The organism is Maribacter thermophilus (assembly GCF_001020565.1).
GTDB lineage: Bacteria > Bacteroidota > Bacteroidia > Flavobacteriales > Flavobacteriaceae > Maribacter > Maribacter thermophilus.
In genome coordinates this window covers 4016385-4035609 of sequence record NZ_LDAS01000001.1, presented here as the reverse complement: position 1 = coordinate 4035609, position 19225 = coordinate 4016385, and the positions used below count along the sequence as shown (strand labels likewise).

18 protein-coding genes are annotated in these 19225 nt (G+C 39.0%); 7 read left to right on the top strand and 11 right to left on the bottom strand.

Annotation, left to right across the window (positions count from 1 at the left end; genetic code table 11):
* Positions 1-2: 2 nt before the first annotated feature.
* The 8 genes from AB657_RS17485 to AB657_RS17450 form a co-directional block, all read right to left on the bottom strand.
* Entirely contained in the window at positions 3-1010 is a 1008-nt protein-coding gene (locus AB657_RS17485) for an FAD:protein FMN transferase (protein WP_047247676.1), read from the bottom strand.
* Positions 1007-1375, bottom strand: a complete 369-nt coding sequence (locus tag AB657_RS17480; protein WP_047247675.1) for a hypothetical protein — start codon at positions 1373-1375, stop codon at positions 1007-1009. Before AB657_RS17480 ends, AB657_RS17485 begins: the two co-directional genes overlap by 4 nt.
* Positions 1376-1446: 71 nt before the next feature.
* Entirely contained in the window at positions 1447-2754 is a 1308-nt protein-coding gene (gene nqrF, locus AB657_RS17475) for an NADH:ubiquinone reductase (Na(+)-transporting) subunit F (RefSeq protein ID WP_047247674.1), read from the bottom strand.
* 2 nt (positions 2755-2756) lie between these two features.
* Positions 2757-3521 carry an NADH:ubiquinone reductase (Na(+)-transporting) subunit E gene (nqrE, locus tag AB657_RS17470; RefSeq protein WP_047247673.1) on the bottom strand — a complete coding sequence of 255 codons (765 nt, stop codon included), beginning with the start codon at positions 3519-3521 and terminating at the stop codon, positions 2757-2759.
* A gap of 21 nt (positions 3522-3542) precedes the next feature.
* Entirely contained in the window at positions 3543-4190 is a 648-nt protein-coding gene (locus AB657_RS17465) for an NADH:ubiquinone reductase (Na(+)-transporting) subunit D (RefSeq protein ID WP_047247672.1), read from the bottom strand.
* A 1-nt stretch (position 4191) separates the two neighbouring features.
* Complete coding sequence (locus AB657_RS17460) at positions 4192-4941, bottom strand: Na(+)-translocating NADH-quinone reductase subunit C (protein WP_047247671.1); 750 nt, start codon at positions 4939-4941, stop codon at positions 4192-4194.
* Between the two features lie 2 nt (positions 4942-4943).
* Entirely contained in the window at positions 4944-6212 is a 1269-nt protein-coding gene (locus AB657_RS17455) for an NADH:ubiquinone reductase (Na(+)-transporting) subunit B (RefSeq protein ID WP_047247670.1), read from the bottom strand.
* 3 nt (positions 6213-6215) lie between these two features.
* Positions 6216-7568: a Na(+)-translocating NADH-quinone reductase subunit A gene (locus AB657_RS17450; RefSeq protein ID WP_047247669.1), complete on the bottom strand. Its 1353-nt coding sequence runs from the start codon at positions 7566-7568 to the stop codon at positions 6216-6218.
* A 152-nt stretch (positions 7569-7720) separates the two neighbouring features.
* Here AB657_RS17450 and AB657_RS17445 point away from each other — a divergent pair, with 152 nt between their 5' ends.
* The 5 genes from AB657_RS17445 (at position 7721) to AB657_RS17425 (ending at position 12864) form a co-directional block, all read left to right on the top strand.
* The gene (locus AB657_RS17445; RefSeq protein WP_047247668.1) at positions 7721-8968 is read left to right on the top strand and encodes a type IX secretion system plug protein; all 1248 of its coding nucleotides are present in this window, start codon (positions 7721-7723) and stop codon (positions 8966-8968) included.
* 31 nt (positions 8969-8999) lie between these two features.
* Positions 9000-10130, top strand: a complete 1131-nt coding sequence (locus AB657_RS17440; protein ID WP_047248073.1) for a DUF3667 domain-containing protein — start codon at positions 9000-9002, stop codon at positions 10128-10130.
* Positions 10131-10133: 3 nt separating this feature from the next.
* Positions 10134-10520, top strand: a complete 387-nt coding sequence (apaG, locus tag AB657_RS17435; RefSeq protein ID WP_047247667.1) for a Co2+/Mg2+ efflux protein ApaG — start codon at positions 10134-10136, stop codon at positions 10518-10520.
* An 86-nt stretch (positions 10521-10606) separates the two neighbouring features.
* A complete protein-coding gene (gene pruA / locus AB657_RS17430; protein ID WP_047247666.1) occupies positions 10607-12235 on the top strand; it encodes an L-glutamate gamma-semialdehyde dehydrogenase in 1629 nt (542 codons plus the stop codon).
* 113 nt (positions 12236-12348) lie between these two features.
* On the top strand, positions 12349-12864 hold the full coding sequence (locus AB657_RS17425) for a DinB family protein (protein WP_047247665.1): 516 nt from the start codon (positions 12349-12351) through the stop codon (positions 12862-12864).
* A gap of 350 nt (positions 12865-13214) precedes the next feature.
* Here AB657_RS17425 and rsmG read toward each other — a convergent pair whose 3' ends face one another.
* Positions 13215-13850, bottom strand: coding sequence for a 16S rRNA (guanine(527)-N(7))-methyltransferase RsmG (rsmG, locus tag AB657_RS17420; RefSeq protein ID WP_047247664.1), 636 nt, complete (start codon positions 13848-13850; stop codon positions 13215-13217).
* 121 nt (positions 13851-13971) lie between these two features.
* On the opposite strand from rsmG, the gene AB657_RS17415 reads away from it, so the two are divergent.
* Positions 13972-15072 carry a fatty acid desaturase family protein gene (locus AB657_RS17415; protein ID WP_047247663.1) on the top strand — a complete coding sequence of 367 codons (1101 nt, stop codon included), beginning with the start codon at positions 13972-13974 and terminating at the stop codon, positions 15070-15072.
* A gap of 17 nt (positions 15073-15089) precedes the next feature.
* On the top strand, positions 15090-16280 hold the full coding sequence (locus tag AB657_RS17410) for a pyridoxal phosphate-dependent aminotransferase (protein ID WP_047247662.1): 1191 nt from the start codon (positions 15090-15092) through the stop codon (positions 16278-16280).
* A gap of 97 nt (positions 16281-16377) precedes the next feature.
* Here the strand turns inward: AB657_RS17410 and AB657_RS17405 are convergent, their stop codons facing one another.
* Positions 16378-17871, bottom strand: coding sequence for a TrkH family potassium uptake protein (locus AB657_RS17405; protein ID WP_047247661.1), 1494 nt, complete (start codon positions 17869-17871; stop codon positions 16378-16380).
* Positions 17872-19221: a Trk system potassium transporter TrkA gene (gene trkA / locus AB657_RS17400; RefSeq protein ID WP_047247660.1), complete on the bottom strand. Its 1350-nt coding sequence runs from the start codon at positions 19219-19221 to the stop codon at positions 17872-17874. It lies immediately after the preceding gene.
* Between the last annotated feature and the right edge of the window lie 4 nt (positions 19222-19225).

Sequence of the window (19225 nt, the reverse complement as noted above, 5' to 3'; positions counted from 1 at the left end):
GATTACTTAACTACCAATTTTTTAAACCCTTGCGTCAAAAATTCTTTTGTTTCCCCTGATTCATCCAAGTAAATAATGTACGCTTCCAATTTCTTGTTCGAGGCGACCACTTTGAATGCATCTTCCAAATCCATAGCCATAAAAGCCGTAGCGTAAGCATCGGCGGTAGCACAATTATCCGCTAGAATCGTAACCCCTAACGTATTGGAATCTTTGGTATAGCCGGTAATCGGATCAATGGTATGTACATATTTTTTACCAGTAGCTTCGTCGATTCTAAACTTTCGATAATTACCCGAAGATGCCAAAGCACGATCTTGTAAATGAATCAACATTTTTAGTTTTCTACCCTCCTTCATCTGTGGATCATCTATACCAACGACCCATGGTTTTCCTTTATCCTTATTTATACCTTTGGCCACTATCTCGCCACCAACTTCTACCAAGTAATTCTCTATACCCTTATGATCCAACATAGCGGCAATTCTATCGATTGCATACCCTTTGGCAATAGCATTAAAATCGAAATAAATGTTCTGGTTTTGCTTTACAATCCTATTTTGTGTTGTTATGGATACTTTATCGAAGCCAACATACTTGAGTAAACTATCTACTTTAGCGCTATCCAGTTTAATTTTATGTTCCGGCCCAAATCCCCATGCATTTACCAAAGTGCCCACTGTCGGATCAAAATAGCCTCCTGTTTTTTTATTAATATCCTTAGAGAGTTCAAATACCTCCCTAAACATATGATCTACCTGAACAAGGCTATCGCCGTCATTGACCTTGGATATATCGGAGGTAGGTATATAGGTAGACAAAGATCTATTGACTACAGCAAAAACAGAATCGATCTCATTCTTTAAATCCAGGGATTCCCCTGTCAGATAAATAATATTATAAGAAGTACCAAGTGCCGGTCCACTTGTTTGGTTTTTAACAACACCAGCATTATCTTCTTTACAGGCACAAAATAAAAGTAAAATTAACAGTGAAAAATATGCTCTCATTCCTTAATCTCAATTAATCCGTCATAGTCAACAATATATTCCTCGTTCAGATATACCGGCAAATTATGGTCTTTAGCATTCACCAAACCAACACCGGCATAAAATGTTCTAGCATCAAATTTAAGGGCATGATCCCTCATTTTATTCAAATCTGCCCTTAACAGGTCTAGATCTTTGGGGTCACCAGGGTACTCAATGGCCTTGACAACAATAAAGCTCATCTGCTTATTCTTGATACACACAAATTGCGGGTTCTTTCTCAACTCACTGTTCACAGCCAAGAATTCATAGCCTTGTTCCTCTAATTGCTTTCCGACCAAGTTCATTGCCAAATTATGCAACTCCTGTTCTGTTAATGCCTTCATGAAAACTTATTCTAAAAAAACCGATATGAATACACATATCGGTTTTTAATTTATTACTGAGTGAAATTTATTTATCCACCGAAATCGTCAAAGCGAATATGTTCATCAGGGATACCAAAATCTTCACCCATCTTCTGAACTGCTTTATTCATCAAAGGAGGTCCACAGAAATACAATTCTATATCCTCTGGCGATTCGTGTTTACTTAAATAGTGTTCAATTACACAATTATGAATAAACCCTACAAAACCATCACCAGGTGCATCTATACTCTCTTTTACCTTCCAGTTATCTTCCTCCAAAGGTTCTGAAAGGGCCAAATAGAATTTAAAATTAGGGAACTCTTTTTCTAGTTCGTAAAAATGCTCTAAATAAAACAACTCTCTTTTAGAGCGCCCTCCATACCAATAAGTAACTTTTCTATCGGTTTTTAAAGTCTTGAACAAATGATATAAATGAGACCTCATTGGCGCCATACCTGCACCACCACCTACATATAACATTTCTGAATCGGACTCATTAATGAAGAACTCTCCATAAGGTCCGGAAATAACACATTCGTCACCAGGTTTTAGTGAAAATATGTACGAAGAGGCTATACCCGGATTTACATCCATCCAACCATTTTTAGCTCTGTCCCAAGGCGGAGTGGCAATACGAACGTTCAACATAATCTCACGCCCTTCTGCAGGGTAAGAGGCCATAGAGTAAGCACGTTCTACCGTTTCTGGGTTCTTCATTACCAACGGCCATAGATTAAACTTGTCCCATTCTGCCTGAAATTTATCTGGCGTTTCATGTTCTTCTGGGTGAGCGGTAATATCTATATCAGAATATTTTACCTCACACTTAGGTATCTCTATCTGTATATAACCACCTGCTTTGTAGCCCATATCTTCAGGAATTTCAACAACAAACTCCTTAATAAAAGATGCAACGTTATAGTTTCTTACAACTTTGGCCTTCCATTTCTTAATACCGAATACCTCTTCAGGAATGGTAATGTCCATATCTTGTTTAACCTTTACCTGACAAGCCAAACGTGCCCCTTGATTAAGTTCTTTCTTGGAGAAGTGTGGAGTTTCGGTAGGCAATGCCTCGCCACCACCAGAAAGTACGTGACATTCACATTGGAGACAAGTACCACCACCACCACATGCAGAGGGTAAAAATATTTTTTGGTTACCCAATGTAGATAGCAACGAATTTCCAGAAGCCACCTCAACTTTCTTTTCTCCGTTTATAGTAATGGTAACAGGGCCTGAAGGGGATAGTTTTTCTTTGGTAAACAGTAATAATGCTACCAAAATCATTAAAAGTATCAAAAAGGCAACAACAGTTATCAATATTGTACCACCTGTACTTGCAGCTAAAATCATGCTTATTTTTTTATATCGTTAAAAGAGATTTCTTTTTCGTCTATCTCCGATTTAATTTCACTTACCTCTTTCTTTTCGGGTAAAATTTCGTTTTCGCTTTTTGCTTCTATGGTTGCAGCTTCCTGAACAGGTTCTGGAGCCTCATCACCTCCTGTCAACATTCCTCCGAAACTCTGGAAACCAATACCCATTAGGCCGGTAATAATAAATGTAATACCCAAGCCGCGCAGTGGAGCCGGAACATTTGAATATCTAATCTTTTCCCTGATAGCGGCAATCGCAAGAATAGCTAAAAACCAACCGATACCTGAACTAAGGCCATAATTAAAAGCTAGACCAAAAGTTTCTATCTGTCTAGACTGCATAAACAATGAACCACCAAGGATAGCACAGTTTACAGCGATCAAAGGCAAAAATATACCCAGTGAGTTATATAACGAAGGGGAGAATTTTTCGACAACGATCTCTACTAACTGCACCATAGTAGCTATGGTTGCTATGAAAAGAATAAAAGAGAGAAAACTCAAATTATAATCCGCATATTCGGGTCCTAACCACACCAAAGCCCCGTCTTGTAATAAGTATTTATCCAATAACCAGTTCATGGGTACTGTTACCGCCAATACAAAAATTACGGCAGCCCCTAAACCTACGGCAGTGGCAACTTTTTTGGAAACGGCCAAATAGGAACACATTCCCAAGAACACGGCAAACACCATGTTATCAATAAAAATTGATCTAAAAAATAACTCTATATGCTCTAACATAATATTGTCTTAAGTATGTTCTTAATTTTCTTCTACCAATGCCGGGTTTCTAGAACGTTGTACCCATATAATAATACCAACAACGATCAAGGCCGCCGGAGGAATAATCATAAAACCATTATTCTCGTAACCGATGGAATACAACCCTGTTTTTTCTATAGGGTCACCTAAAACCGGTATTCCGAACAAAGTTCCGGAACCTAACAACTCTCTAAAAAAGCCAACGATCACCAAGATAAGACCGTACCCCATTGAGTTTCCTATACCATCTAAAAAAGATCTCCACGGACCGTTACCCAAGGCAAAAGCCTCAAAACGCCCCATGATAATACAGTTAGTAATAATAAGACCTACAAAAACCGCTAAGGTTTTACTGAGCTCGTAGGCAAATGCCTTTAGCACTTGGTCTACTATAATCACCAACGTAGCCACGACGATCAACTGTACAATAATCCTGATTTTAGAAGGAATTATATTCCTCATCAAGGAAATAACCACATTACCCATAGCCAATACAAACATCACCGAAACGGCCATAACCAACGAAGCCTTTAACTCAGCTGTAATCGCCAGGGCCGAACATATACCCAATACCTGAATGGTAATAGGGTTATTATCCGCCAGCGGATCGGTAATTAGATTGGTATCTTTTTTTGATAAAAGTGCCATATTAATTTGTTCTAATAGTTTTTAAATAATCTTTGTAAAGATTCACTGTTTCCTTGATCATTGCAGAAACACCGTTCCCTGTAATGGTAGCACCCGCCAGGGCATCTACCTCATTATCCTCTTTATCGTTGTTCAAAGGATCATTATTGCCTTTCGCAACTTTGATACCCTCGAACGAATTACCCGACATTATACTTTCCCCGATAAAATCGTCCATAAAATATCTTTGGTTGATATTTGCACCCAAACCTGGTGTTTCACCTTTATGGTCAAAGAAGACACCTTGAACTACCATATTCTCGTCCAATGAAATAAAGCCCCAAATAGCATCCCAAAGCCCCTTACCGTACATAGGTATGATGTAATACTTCTTACCGTCCTTTTCACCTATGAACAATGGAAGTTCAGGAACTTCTCCTTTTTTTGCCTTTGCAACTTCTTTCTTTACATCTATTAAATAAGCCTCATCGTTCTTAATAACCTCGGATCCCTTGATAACGAATTGCTCTTTTATGTATTTTGAAAATTCATCCTCAACAATATTCGTAGGAACAAAGCTCACGTCCCCTGTGCCAACATTCTCGTTAACACCCATGGCATAAAGAATGTTCTGTTGTTTTTCAAAACGCATATTCTCATCAATTCTACCACTAAGCGAAGAAGCCACAAAGGCCAATAGAGAACCTACCACGATTACCATAACCGCCGCAAACGCAACGGTATAAAGATTTTTATCTGTATTGATTGCCATAATTAAACCGTTTCTGCTTTTAGTTCTTCAGCCTTACCATCCGAGTCTTTCGGAAGTATAACAGCATTCTTTAATCTTTTCATTCTTCTTTTTATATTTCCTTGTACCACATAGTGATCTATGGTCGGCGCAAAAACATTCATCAATAAGATCGCCAAGAAAACTCCTTCTGGATAGGCAGGGTTGAAGACTCGTATCATCACCGATATAAAACCTATAAAAAATCCGTATATCCATTTACCGCGATTGGTCTGCGCACCGGTAACAGGATCTGTTGCCATGAAGACAATACCAAAGGCCAAACCTCCAATGATCAAGTGTTTCCAGAAATCAAAACTCATCAAACCGTAAAACTTGCTGGTCTCGGTAACCCAGCCCATATCAACAACCTGATTAAAGATCAACCCCATTACCAGAGAACCGATAACAGCACTCAACATAATTCTCCAACTAGCTATTTTGGTATAGATCAAGAACAAACCTCCCAATAATATCAACAAGGTAGATGTTTCACCCACAGAGCCGGGAATAAAACCAAAGAACATATCCGAAACACTGTATGCCATTTCAGACCCTTTGTTCTGGGCCAAGAAACCCAAAATAGTTTCACCTGAAATAGCATCTGGCCCTCCAGCTTTTTCGACTGCTTGGTACACCCAAACCTTATCACCACTCATCCACGTAGGATAAGCAAAGAATAAAAAGGCCCTTATCGTCAATGCCGGGTTAAGGATATTCATACCTGTACCCCCAAAAACCTCTTTACCGATTACCACACCAAAAACTACGGCAACGGCCAACATCCACAAAGGCGTATCTATAGGAACGATCAAAGGAACAAGCATCCCGGTCACCAAATAACCTTCTTCTACTTCGTGCCCTTTGATTACGGCAAAAATAAATTCGACCAACAGTCCTACGCCGTAAGATACTACCAACAAAGGAAGCACCTTTATGATTCCGATCCAAAAATTGTCCCAAGTCAAGAAATTCTCGAACAAAGACAATGTTCTGGGAGTACCGTTCGCAGCATCGATAGCCGCATAATACTGGTAACCCGCATTGAACATTGAAAAAATTAAAATTGGAACAAGGGCCATTATAACAGTGTTCATGGTCCTTTTCAAATCATCGGCGGCCTTTACATGTGTACCACCATGGGTTGTTTCGTTCGGAGTAAACAAAAAAGTATGGAAGGCATTGAAGGCAGGAGCCATCTTTTTACCCTGATACTTCAGTTTTAACTCATGCATTTTACTTTTTATGCTCATCTCTTATCCTATTTCTTTTTGCAATAAATCCAACCCTTCTCGTATAATCTTCTGATGGGGCTGTTTAGATATACATATAAACTCAGTTAAAGAAAAATCTTCCGGAGCAACCTCATAAAGTCCTAATTGCTCCATTTCATCCAAATCTTTCACCATACATGCTTTCAATAACTGCATTGGGTAAATATCCATCGGAAATACCTGCTCATATTGCCCTGTTACAACAAAAGCCCTATGCTCACCATTTGTATTGGTGTTCAGATCATACTTTTTGTTAGGTTGCAACCACGAAAAAGTAAGTGCCCTAGTATTGGATATCTTGTTAAAAACTGGTTTGTTCCAACCAAAAAGCTCATAATCGTCCCCCTCAGGAATAACGGTCACCAAATTATTATAGTAACCCAAATAACCATCAGGACGACTTTTTGAACCCGTTAAAACATCACCATTAATGACTCTGAAATTTTCTTCGTTCACACCACTGGCATAAAGAAAAGTCGAAATTTCCGCCCCAATCTTGGTCAAATAATATTTTGGCGTTTTAACCGTAGACCCGGCCAAGGCCACCAATCGTTCCGCACTGAACTTCCCGGTCAACAAAAATTCCCCTATCAGAACCAAGTCTTGTGGAGAAACCACCCAAACAAGCTCACCCTTATTAATAGGATCTATCTTATTTATTTGGGTACCTACCAAACCGGCAGGATGTGGACCAGAAACCTTATGCAATTCTATTCCTTTTAAAGCAGCCAACGGAGAATTACCATCTTTACCAACAGACACATGAATTTTCCCAGGGGTCATTTTGCCCAATGCGGCAATCGCTGCCTGCAATTGAGCTTCTTTACCCTTTAACACGTAATCATAATCTGCTGCCAAGGGCGCACTTGCATAACCAGAAACAAAAATAGCTTTTGGCGTAGCATCGGGATTGGCAACAACATCATAAGGACGTTGTTTTATAAATGGCCAACACCCACCTTTAAGCAAGTAAGCCTTTACATCTTCTTTAGACGCTTTTTCAACATCAAGCTTCTTATGCTCAACTACATCCTGAGATTTGTCCGCAAGTATCTTAATTTCAAGAATTCGCCTTCTTGCCCCACGTACAATTTCCACTATCTCCCCACTCACAGGAGAGACAAAATGCATATCCTCTATATTTTTATTGTAAAATATAGCCTCACCTGTCTTCACCTCCGCACCTTCTTTTAAAAGAAGCTTTGGGATTATCCCATGAAAATCATCAAGATTTATAGTATACACATTGCTCAGGACCGCTTTAGAAGTAGTAAGTTCCGCTGCACCTACCAAATTGATGTTAAGTCCTTTTTTTATTCGAATGTCTTTTGACATATTATTGTAGACCTTAGGTTAACAAAATTTGGTGCGAATTTACTACTTACTGAAAAGTTTTCATAATAATTAACCTATAATTTCGGCATTCTGCCGATGTTAATTTTTTAGGCATCCTTTTTGTTTACCTTTAACCCAAAATTACCTGTTATATGCGCTCATTTCTTAAACAACTACCGTGGTGCCTTCTATGCCTGCAAAGCATTGTAGCACAAGTACAAACAGAAGTAAACCCACCAAGCAATATAAAGTCTATTATATTTAAAGGACCTACGGAAGACCAATTCCCAGTAGTACAAATCGGGGAATCCATTTTTTTGGAATTCGACGATTTATTGGCCAACGAACAGGATTATTATTACAAAATAGTGCATTGCAATTACGACTGGACCCCATCCGACCTGTTAAAATCTCAGTATCTGAACGGCATAGACAACCAGCGCATCACCAATTACGAAAATAGTTACAACACGCTAGAAACATACTCTAACTACCAACTAACCATACCAAACGACAATGTTAGCCTAAAAGTTAGCGGTAATTACATTTTAGAGGTCTACAACAACTATTACGAACTACAATTCTCTAGGCGCTTTGTTGTATATAAAGACATTGTAACGGTAAACGCCAGTGTAAAGAGATCTCGTGATTTTCAATTTTTAAACGAAAAGCAAGTAGTACAGTTCTCGGTCAACACTGGAAGCTACAATGTGGTAAACCCCAAGAAAGAAATTAAGGTGGCCATCATACAAAATCACTTTTGGCCCAATACCATATATAATGTACCTCCACAATTTACACTTGGCAAAGAGCTAGTATACAAGTACGACCAAGAAACATCGTTTTACGGCGGAAACGAATTTTTACTCTTTGACACCAGCGACCTAAGAGCCCCAAGCGCACAAATTTCTAGGATTGAAGTAGGCGAACTTTACAACCATTACCTGTTTGCCGACTCTTTTAGAAACAACAAGCCCTACACTTATTTCCCCGATATTAACGGCGACTACGCCATTAGAACGTTACAGGGCGACAATGCCTCTAGGGAAGCTGAATACACCTATGTTCATTTTAGCCTGCCATATACACGTGATTTGGCCCTGGACGATGTATATGTTTTTGGCAAATACAACAATTACGCCTTCACAGACGAAAATAAAATGACGTACAATGAGAAAAACGGCATGATGGAAGCCACACTAAAACTCAAACAAGGGTTTTACAACTACAAATACGCTACCAAGAATCAAGAAGGAGAAATAAACACGAACACGGTCAGTGGCAATTTTCATTTTACGGAGAACAACTATCTTATTTTAGTATATTACAGAAATTTCGGGGACATGTACGATAGTATAATAGGTATTGGTTCTACAAATTCAAGAACCATTAGCAACTAGCCCGAACAAAGCGCACCAACCACCAACACTAATGAAAAGCAAAACAAAGGTCCGCACAGCGGGACGCTATAAATTGATTCACCGTGGCGTTGAATGTTTAAATTGCGGACACCCTTTGGACATGAGCGACAAATATTGCCCAAACTGTTCGCAGGCAAATAGCACCAAGAAGTTGACCTTAAAAGATTTTTTCGAAGAGTTTTTTTCGAACATTATTTCTTACGACTCCAAATTACTTAAAACCCTAACCGCCTTATTATTAAGACCGGGAAAGATTACCAAAGATTACATCGGAGGCAAAAGAGTCTCTTACACCAACCCTTTCCGGTTTCTTTTAAGCCTAGCCATCATATATTTTTTACTCATAGGAATTTCAGGAGATTTTGAAGAATTGGACCGTTTTGGTCAACAATCAAACGAATTGCCCGTAAATTTCGGAAGCTCCATGATCCAAGACTACGATTTTGGGGATCAAGAAGCTGACAAAGAAAAACTGATAAAACAGCTAGACTCCCTAAAACTAGAAGAACTGATCAACGAAAAGACCAGAATAAGGGACTCCATCATCATGGCCGACCCTAAGAAAGAGATCCAAGAAGCTTCTGAAAAATCCTTTATATCCGCTCTGTTCAAAAAACAGGAAATATTCTCGACCTTAATACAAAAAGATACCCTCTATTCATATAAGGAAGCAGAAGAAAAGTATAACATAGAAAACTCATTGAATAACAGATTGGCGTTTAACATGACTCAAAGCCTACTAAAGGCAAAAAGAGAGCCAGGTGCCTACGTGAGCTCTTTATTTTCCAAATTACCGTTTACCACATTTTTCTTCCTTCCGTTGTTCTCCATCTTCATTTGGCTGATATATATCAGAAAAAATTACACTTATACCGATCATTTGATATTTAGTTTCCACAATCAATCACTGTTTTTTATATTGCTCATTATTAGCTATTTGATAGATGTTGTTTTCGGAACTGACAGTAATGGAATTTTTGTGTTGCTTTTTGGAATTTACCTGTACAAATCCATGCGTAATTTCTACCAACAAGGCAGATTCAAAACTATTGTTAAATACATTTTCTTAAACACTATTTTTGTTATTTTAGCTAGTATCGGAGCCGTATTATTAATCACAGGAAGCATTTTTACATACTGACACATGACAACACAGGTTACAAAGGGTATTAAAATATCGGTCAAAACTAATTTTGAAGGTACTTTCTTTAAAAATTACAAGATGCATTATGCTTTTGGATATACAATTACTATTGAAAACCAAAGCAAAGATTCCGTACAATTAAACTCTCGCCACTGGAGAATTTACGACTCATTGAACGATTTAGAAACCCTTGATGGAGAAGGAGTCATAGGAAAAAAACCTGTAATCATGCCAGGTGATTCACACACCTACAGTTCCGGTTGTTTGCTAACCTCCCCTATTGGGGCCATGAGAGGCCACTACAACATGGTAAACTTCACCACGGGAGAAAGATTCAGGGTTTACATCCCCACTTTTAAATTTAGCGCCCCTTTTGCCCTAAATTAATCTGTTTTAACCTTATTTTAGTTTTTTGCCCACCCCCCTTTTTAGTACATTTGGTCAACTTTTAATCTTATAAAAAATAATTGACCATGGGAAAAGGTTTTTTTCAAGTCCCGGCCGCGATCAACGAGCCAATTAAAAGTTATGCTCCAGGTACTCCTGAGCGTGACGAAGTTTTAAAGCAATACAAATTATACTACAATGGTCAAATTGATGTACCTATGTACATTGGCTCAAAAGAAGTACGAACCAACAACACCAAGCCCATGTCCCCTCCTCATGACCATCAACATATTGTGGGCACATATCATCTGGCAGAAAAGAAACATGTTGAAGAAGCTATTTCCAACTGTTTGGATTCTAGGGATGCCTGGGCGAATTTGACTTGGGAACAACGCGCTGCCGTTTTTCTTAAGGCTGCGGAACTAATTGCAGGTCCTTATCGCGCAAAGATCAATGCGGCTACCATGATAGCCCAATCAAAAACCATACACCAAGCAGAAATAGATGCCGCTTGTGAGCTGATCGACTTCTTAAGGTTCAATGTGGAATATATGTCTCAAATATATGCCGAGCAACCAGATTCGGCCGAGGGTATTTGGAACCGTTTAGAATACAGACCCTTAGAAGGTTTCGTTTATGCGATCACTCCGTTCAACTTTACAGCTATTGCAGGTAATCTACCAGCAAGCGCAGCAATGATGGGAAATGTTGTCGTCTGGAAACCAAGTGACAGTCAAATTTTTTCCGCAAAGGTAATCGTAGATATCTTTAAAGAAGCCGGTCTTCCCGACGGAGTAATAAACGTAGTATACGGGGACCCCGTAATGATTACCGAAACCATATTGGCAAGTCCTGATTTTGCAGGAATACATTTCACGGGATCCACCCACGTTTTCAAAGAACTTTGGAAACAAATCGGAAACAATATACACACCTACAAAACATACCCAAGAATTGTAGGCGAAACCGGAGGTAAAGATTTTATAATCGCACACCCTTCTGCAAACACCAAACAAGTAGCCACCGCTATCACCAGAGGAGCCTTTGAGTTTCAAGGACAAAAATGTAGTGCGGCATCTCGTGTATACCTACCAAAATCCACTTCACAAGAGATTCTGGAATTAGTGAAGAAAGATGTAGAATCGTTTAACAAACCAGGTTCTCCAGAGGATATGAGTAACTTTATAACAGCCGTGATCCATGAAGGTTCTTTTGACAAACTTGCAAAGTATATAGACCAGGCAAAAGCGGATAAAGATGCGGAAATCATCGTGGGAGGCAACTACGATAAATCGAAAGGTTACTTTATAGAGCCTACCGTAATCTTGACTACAGACCCTAATTACACCACAATGGAAACAGAGCTTTTTGGCCCTGTAGTTACCATTTACGTATACGAGGACAAAGACTGGAGCGACACGTTGAAACTAGTAGACAGTACTTCTGAATACGCTTTAACCGGAGCTGTTCTATCACAAGATAGGTACGCTATCGACGAAGCTACCAAAGCTTTACAAAATAGCGCAGGTAACTTCTATATAAATGACAAACCAACCGGTGCGGTCGTTGGCCAACAACCTTTTGGAGGAGCAAGAGCTTCAGGCACAAACGACAAGGCCGGTTCGGCACAAAATTTATTGAGATGGGTTTCCCCAAGATTGATAAAAGAAACATTTGTAACCCCTGTTGACTATCGTTACCCATTTTTAGGATAACTACCTGATGTTAAATTAATTACCAAACATAAATAGTTATAATATTTTTTCTAAATTGAAAGGCCTTGACGGAAAATCCGTCAAGGCCTTTAATCATTCAGAACTTATTTAAAATGAAAAAATTATCAATATTACTATTTGTTCTAACGGCAACAACCTTAAGTTACGCCCAAGACAAGTTAGCACAGAACACCATATATGGTGTATTAAAAGGAAACCAGGCCCAAGTTATACAATTGGCAGAAGCTTTTTCTGAAGACCAGTACAATTGGAGACCCTCTGAAGGCATCTATTCCGTAGGAGAAGCATTGTTACATGTAGCAAGTTCCAACTATTTCATCGCCTCAAAAATGGGCTTCGCACCTCCCGAGGACGTTGACATCATGACCTTGGAAAAAATAACGGGAAAAGAGAACATTATCGAGGCCCTCAAAAAATCCAACGAGTTTGTTTTGGAAAAAATTACAAAAGTAGAAAACGACCAATTGAACGACGAAGTTGATTTTGGCTTTGCAAAAATGAATAAAATTGGTGGCCTTTTGGTAATCATGGAACACAACGGCGAACATAAAGGGCAATTAATAGCTTATGCCAGATCAAACGGTGTAGTACCCCCTTGGAGCAGATAAGATTTAAAATCATAAAAAAGGGCGCATGGCGCCCTTTTTTTACATAGACCAATAAAACCGGACCCCTTCAAATCTCTTTTTTGAGAAAAATAAATAATTGATACCAAGACAATTAAAACTCAAAAATTATGGTATCACACAATTTATATGTAAATTTAACGTTAACTAATCGTAAAGTTAATACAAACAGTTTAACCCTTAAACTTAACTTCCATGACTCTGTACAAACTATACAAAAGCCTTAAACTTCATATAATATGTTTTCATATACATTATTGGAGCCAAATAAAAACCTATACAAAAAGGTATCGCAAGTGCTATTACAACCTACTTAGCCTTTAAAATATCGATTATCCTTTATATTTTAACGGGAGATAGACCACCTTCTTGGTCTCAAAGAAATCATCGTTAAAATAATCGATCAAGTTATACACCTCGACCGTTTTATAATCTTTCAACTCATCCTCTAGATCCCCTCCTTTTAAATACAATATTCCATTTCGGCGTTGGTGAGCCGATTCTTTTTTTATTTTCCCTTTTACCCAATGAACAAAAGTTGGCATAACGGCCACAGCCCTACTCACTATAAAATCGAATTGACCAGGAACTTCCTCTACCCTTGCATTGATAGTTTTTACATTTTTTAGGCCCAACCCCTCAACGACCTCATCGACAACCTTAATTTTTTTACCGATCGAATCGACCAAGGTAAACTGAACGTTCGGAAACAGTATGGCCAAAGGTATACCCGGAAACCCACCGCCCGTTCCAACATCCATAACCTCACAACCATCCTTAAACTCCTGTACTTTGGCTATACCCAGAGAATGTAATACATGTCTTAGATAGAGTTCATCTATATCTTTTCTTGATACCACATTTATTTTTTGGTTCCAATCCTTATAAAGCTCCTCCAACTGAGCTATTTGTTTTTGTTGTTCATCCAATAAATTGGGAAAATATTGGAAAATGGTTTCAGCTGTCATCCTTATATTTGTAGAATTATTAAATTAGTATATTCATATTGCAAAGATTTCTTTTTTAATTGACCTACCAAATTATTAAGATTCCATTTGCACAACAATATTGAAATTAAGATTACCGAATATGGAAAAAAAAACCATTCGATTTGCAAGAAAAGATTCTGCACAATTTTTTAAGACCCTAAACGGAAGGGTCAACGATTACTTTAAAACAAACAATATAAAAAAGACAGGTGACTGGCGACTACACCTAAAGACGGTCATCATGTTTACTTTGTTCTTGGCCCCATATTTTCTGATACTTACATTAGGTTTACCAACATGGGCCAATGTACTCTTAACCATCGTTATGGGTATTGGTATGGCCGGTGTCGGAATGAATGTTATGCACGACGGCAACCATGGTTCATATTCCAACAAGAAATGGGTCAACAAAATTATGGGCAGTAGCATATACATATTGGCCGGCAATGTTTACAATTGGCAAGTACAACATAATGTATTGCACCATACGTACACCAATATTCACGAACATGACGAAGATATGGAAGCTGGCAGGATTCTTAGGTTCTCGAAGCACGCGGAGTGGAAGAAACACCATAAGTTTCAACACTTCTATTCTGTTTTCCTATACGGCCTATTAACATTTAATTGGGCCATTACCACAGACTTTCAGCAAATGTACCGGTATATGAAGAGAAAGCTATCTTATGGCAAATTACCAAGTGCCACTATTAACTGGAGCACCCTGATTATCACAAAAATTCTTTATGCTACCATTTGGATCGTGCTCCCTATGTTGATTCTGGACATTGCGTGGTGGAAAATTCTTATCGGGTTCTTTATAATGCATTATGTAGCAGGTGTTATATTAAGTGTCGTTTTTCAATTGGCTCACATTGTTGACCCTGCCGACACACCACTACCCGACGAAAGCGGAAATATGAAAAATACCTGGGCAATACACCAATTGTTTACAACGGTTAACTTTGGCACCAAAAACAAAATTATAAATTGGTTCACAGGGGGCTTAAACCATCAAGTGGAACATCATATTTTCCCCAATATCAGTCATGTTCATTACACAAATATTTCAAAAATTGTGAAACAGACCGCAAAAGAGTTTAATTTACCATATCACGAGTATAAAACTACTAGAAAAGCCATAATTTCGCACTTCAAACATTTAAAGGAATTAGGCAAACAGCCTTCTTTACAGTACTAGTAATTTTATATTTGGACATGAGCAATCAACTTTCGGACAGGATTAACAGTCTAACTCCTTCCGCAACACTGGAAATGGCCGCAAAGGCCCGTGAATTAAGAGCTGCCGGCAAGGATATTATTGGTCTGAGCCTAGGTGAGCCAGATTTTAACACTCCCGACTATATAAAGGAGGCGGCCATAAAGGCCATAAACGAAGACTACAACTCCTATACCCCTGTAGACGGATATGTGGAACTGAAGAATGCCATTATCACAAAGTTTAAAAGAGATAACGGACTAACTTATGAAGCCCCACAAATTGTAGTTTCCACAGGAGCAAAACAATCGCTGTACAACGTGGCCCAAGCTGTGTTGAACAAAGGCGATGAAGTGATCTTACCTTGCCCTTACTGGGTTAGCTATGCAGATATTGTAAAACTAGCGGACGGGGTACCGGTAGAAGTACCAACTTCCCTAGAGAACGACTTTAAAATGACTCCTGAGCAGCTGGAAGCTGCCATTACCCCAAAAACAAAAATGTTATGGTATAGTTCCCCTTGTAACCCCAGTGGATCTATCTATAGCAAAAAAGAGCTTAGGGCACTAGCCGATGTACTACAAAAGTATCCGGACATCGTCGTGGTAAGCGACGAAATTTATGAGCACATAAATTATGGAGTTACAGAACACGCCTCTATGGCCGAGTTTGAGGATATGTATGACCGCACGGTTACCGTAAACGGTGTAGCCAAAGCTTTTGCCATGACCGGTTGGAGAATAGGATATATCGGAGCCCCCACATATATAGCCAGAGCATGTAACAAATTGCAAGGCCAAGTAACCAGTGGTGCCAACTGTATTGCCCAAAGAGCAGTAATTACCGCCTTAGAGGAATCTCCCGAAAGGATAAAATACATGGTAGACGAGTTTAAAGAGCGTAGAAAGTTAATTCTAGGCCTATTAAACAATATAGACGGTTTTAAATGTAACGAACCAGAAGGTGCGTTTTATGTCTACCCCGATGTAACCGCTTACTTTGGAAAAACCCTGAACGGTGTTAAAATCAACAATGCCTCTGATTTTGCCATGTATTTATTGGAACACGCCAATGTTGCTACAGTTACCGGTGACGCTTTTGGCAATGGTAACTGCATTCGTATTTCTTATGCAGCATCGGTCAAGGAAATAGAGGAAGCCGTTAAAAGAATTAAAGCCTCACTTTCTTAAGGGAAAGTAAATGGGATTTATAAACAAAAAGCCTTTGGATGTATCCAAGGGCTTTTTGTTTAAAGAAATATACCATATTCTTATCGGGTATCGTCTTTTATGTTCTTTTCCAGAAATAGGGTGTTAATAAAATAAGTACGGTAAAAAGCTCCAATCTTCCGGCAAGCATCAGAAAAGCGCACCACCATTTTGCCAAAACGGGCAAGCCATTGTAATTACTGACCGGATCTAAAATACCAAGGGCAGGACCAACATTACCAAGAGAGGATGCAGCACCCCCAACGGCAGACTCAAAATCCAGCCCTAAAAAGCCCAATACCAAGGCACCTATTACAAATAACAACATATATAGTACGAAGAAACCTATAATATTATAGACTATCTTTTCTTTCACTGTTCTATTGTTATACCTCACCGGAATAATTGCATTGCTATGCAAAGTCCTTTTAAATTCAAGAATACCATTTTTTAGTATCAGAAGGTGCCGCATAACTTTAATACCTCCGGCAGTGGAGCCCGCAGACCCGCCCATAAAAAACAAACAAAAGAAGAAAACTTTCAAAAATGGGGTCCACTGCGTAAAATCGGCACTAACGAAACCTGTCGTAGTAATCACCGATATTACCTGAAACAATCCATGCCTAAAAGCACTTTCAGCTTTTCCTAAAACCATAGGGTAACCAGGCGTAAGTTCCGTAATATTTGCTTGGTAATACACGACCAAAGAAACTATAGCAGTAAAAAGAATTACCAATACTGTGTAATATCTTAACTCCTCGTCCTGCAAAATTCTCTGCACTTTTCCCTTAAAGGCAAAGTAGCTCATCACAAAATTACTACCAGCCAAGAACATAAAAAATATTACAATATACTGTATAAGCGGTTGATCGTTCCAATACGCCAGACTCGCATTCTTTGTAGAAAACCCACCTGTGGACAATGTAGCCAGAGCATGGTTTACCGCATCAAAGAAAGACATGCCCGCAAGTTTAAGAAGTATGGTTTCGGCAACCGTATAGCCAAGATATATGAACCACAGTCTTTTGGCCGTATCGGTAATTCGCGGATGTAGTTTATCTGAACTTGGACCAGGGGCCTCGGCAGAAAACAACTGCATACCCCCAATACCCAAGAGAGGAAGAATGGCTATAGCCAAAACAATAATACCCATACCCCCGATCCAATGGGTGAGGCTCCTCCAAAAAAGAATGCCTTCCGGTAAAGATTCAATATCATCCAATATAGATGACCCGGTGGTGGTATAACCGGAAACAGTTTCGAAAAATGCGTTCGTAATATCTGGAATAGAATCTGAAAATATATAAGGCAACATCCCAGAAACAGACATTACGATCCATCCGAAAGTAACTATGATATACCCTTCCCTTTGTTTTACTTCCTTTCTATGCCCCCTCGTATAGTACATGGCAAACACGCCTGCAAACATAGTTGCCACGGATGACAACATTATACTCAAGGTAGCCCCATCTTTATATATACCACTCACCAGTGCCGCCAAAAGCATAAATGCCCCATTGAAGAGCAGCAACAGCCCCATCAAATGAAATATGATCTTTGAATTTAAGCGCATCTACAGAAACATTCGTTCTATTTTGGGAATTTGTTCCGGGTGGCAACAGACCACCACGCGATCCCCCTCTTTAATTTCAAAACCACCAAGAGCAATAATTCCTTCTCCATCCCTCACTACCCCACCTATATTGGCATTTTCAGGAAAATCAAGATCTTTAATGGTTGAGCCCGCAACTTTAGAATTTTTCTTGACAACAAACTCTAAAATCTCGGCATTAAGGTTGTTTAAACGCATTAGGGCCACTACCTCACCCTTTCTTATATGTCTAAAAATATTATTGGCCGCTAAAAGTTTTTTATTGATCAACGTATCTATACCTATAGATTGCGACAATTGAAAATAATCCATATTCTCTACCAAGGCTATCGTCTTTTTAATAAACTTGGATTTTGCCACTAGGCAAGACATGATATTGGTCTCAGAATTTCCGGTAACCGCAATAAAGGCGTCCATGGACTCTAAACTCTCTTCTTCTAAAAGTTCCACATTTCTACCATCGCCGTTAATTACAAGTGCATTTGGCAACTCATCTGCCAAATCAAAGGCCTTTTCCTTATTCTTTTCTATGAGTTTTACATTGAATTTACTTTTACATAAATCCCTGGCCGTTTTATAACCAACCTTGCTACCGCCCAAGATCATAACGTTCTTTATCGCCGCCTTTTTCTTTCCAGTAAGCTTATACAATTCATCGACTCCTTTTTTTACCGTAATAAAATACACCTGATCACCTTCTTTGAACAAAGTATCACCTTTGGGTATAACGGTATATTGTGTACCACTCCGTTGCAATGCAATAGCTATGAAATGTAATTTCGGGAATATTTTAGCCGCCTCTTTGACCGTTTTACCCACAAAAGGGGCAGACTTCATTAAAGACACCCCAACCATGATCAATTCTCCCTGCTCAAATTCATATGTATCGTTAAAAGCCGATTTGTTCAACAACAATTGAATCTCAGTGGCGGCCAACGCCTCGGGTGATATTAGCTCGTCTATACCTAAATCGGAAAACTTAAGCAGCTCTTTATTCTTAATAAACTCTGTATTCGAAATTCTGGCAATAGTACGCTTACACCCCAACTGTTTGGCTAGCATACACAAGGTAATATTGGTAGTTTCGGAAGAAGTTACACCAATTACCAAATCAGAATCTTGCACAGATGCATCCTTTAATAGGGAAATGGACGTAGCATCCCCTTTTAAAACCCTTATATCCAGATGGTTGTCAGCATAAGCCAAACTCTCTTTATCAGTATCTATCAACGTAATGTCCTGAGATTCGTACGAGAGTAATTTAGCTAAATGAAATCCGACCTCACCAGCCCCGGCAATTATTATTTTCATTTAA

Excerpts from the sequence above, each read along its gene's own strand:
- nqrF (WP_047247674.1), bottom strand. The coding sequence starts at position 2,754 with ATGATTTTAGCTGCAAGTACAGGTGGTACAATATTGATAACTGTTGTT.
- AB657_RS17465 (WP_047247672.1), bottom strand. The coding sequence starts at position 4,190 with ATGGCACTTTTATCAAAAAAAGATACCAATCTAATTACCGATCCGCTG.
- apaG (WP_047247667.1), top strand. The coding sequence starts at position 10,134 with ATGACAACACAGGTTACAAAGGGTATTAAAATATCGGTCAAAACTAAT.
- AB657_RS17425 (WP_047247665.1), top strand. The coding sequence starts at position 12,349 with ATGAAAAAATTATCAATATTACTATTTGTTCTAACGGCAACAACCTTA.
- AB657_RS17415 (WP_047247663.1), top strand. The coding sequence starts at position 13,972 with ATGGAAAAAAAAACCATTCGATTTGCAAGAAAAGATTCTGCACAATTT.
- AB657_RS17450 (WP_047247669.1), bottom strand. The coding sequence starts at position 7,568 with ATGTCAAAAGACATTCGAATAAAAAAAGGACTTAACATCAATTTGGTA.
- AB657_RS17460 (WP_047247671.1), bottom strand. The coding sequence starts at position 4,941 with ATGGCAATCAATACAGATAAAAATCTTTATACCGTTGCGTTTGCGGCG.
- nqrE (WP_047247673.1), bottom strand. The coding sequence starts at position 3,521 with ATGTTAGAGCATATAGAGTTATTTTTTAGATCAATTTTTATTGATAAC.
- AB657_RS17480 (WP_047247675.1), bottom strand. The coding sequence starts at position 1,375 with ATGAAGGCATTAACAGAACAGGAGTTGCATAATTTGGCAATGAACTTG.
- AB657_RS17410 (WP_047247662.1), top strand. The coding sequence starts at position 15,090 with ATGAGCAATCAACTTTCGGACAGGATTAACAGTCTAACTCCTTCCGCA.
- AB657_RS17405 (WP_047247661.1), bottom strand. The coding sequence starts at position 17,871 with ATGCGCTTAAATTCAAAGATCATATTTCATTTGATGGGGCTGTTGCTG.
- rsmG (WP_047247664.1), bottom strand. The coding sequence starts at position 13,850 with ATGACAGCTGAAACCATTTTCCAATATTTTCCCAATTTATTGGATGAA.
- pruA (WP_047247666.1), top strand. The coding sequence starts at position 10,607 with ATGGGAAAAGGTTTTTTTCAAGTCCCGGCCGCGATCAACGAGCCAATT.
- trkA (WP_047247660.1), bottom strand. The coding sequence starts at position 19,221 with ATGAAAATAATAATTGCCGGGGCTGGTGAGGTCGGATTTCATTTAGCT.
- AB657_RS17440 (WP_047248073.1), top strand. The coding sequence starts at position 9,000 with ATGAAAAGCAAAACAAAGGTCCGCACAGCGGGACGCTATAAATTGATT.
- AB657_RS17445 (WP_047247668.1), top strand. The coding sequence starts at position 7,721 with ATGCGCTCATTTCTTAAACAACTACCGTGGTGCCTTCTATGCCTGCAA.
- AB657_RS17455 (WP_047247670.1), bottom strand. The coding sequence starts at position 6,212 with ATGAGCATAAAAAGTAAAATGCATGAGTTAAAACTGAAGTATCAGGGT.
- AB657_RS17485 (WP_047247676.1), bottom strand. The coding sequence starts at position 1,010 with ATGAGAGCATATTTTTCACTGTTAATTTTACTTTTATTTTGTGCCTGT.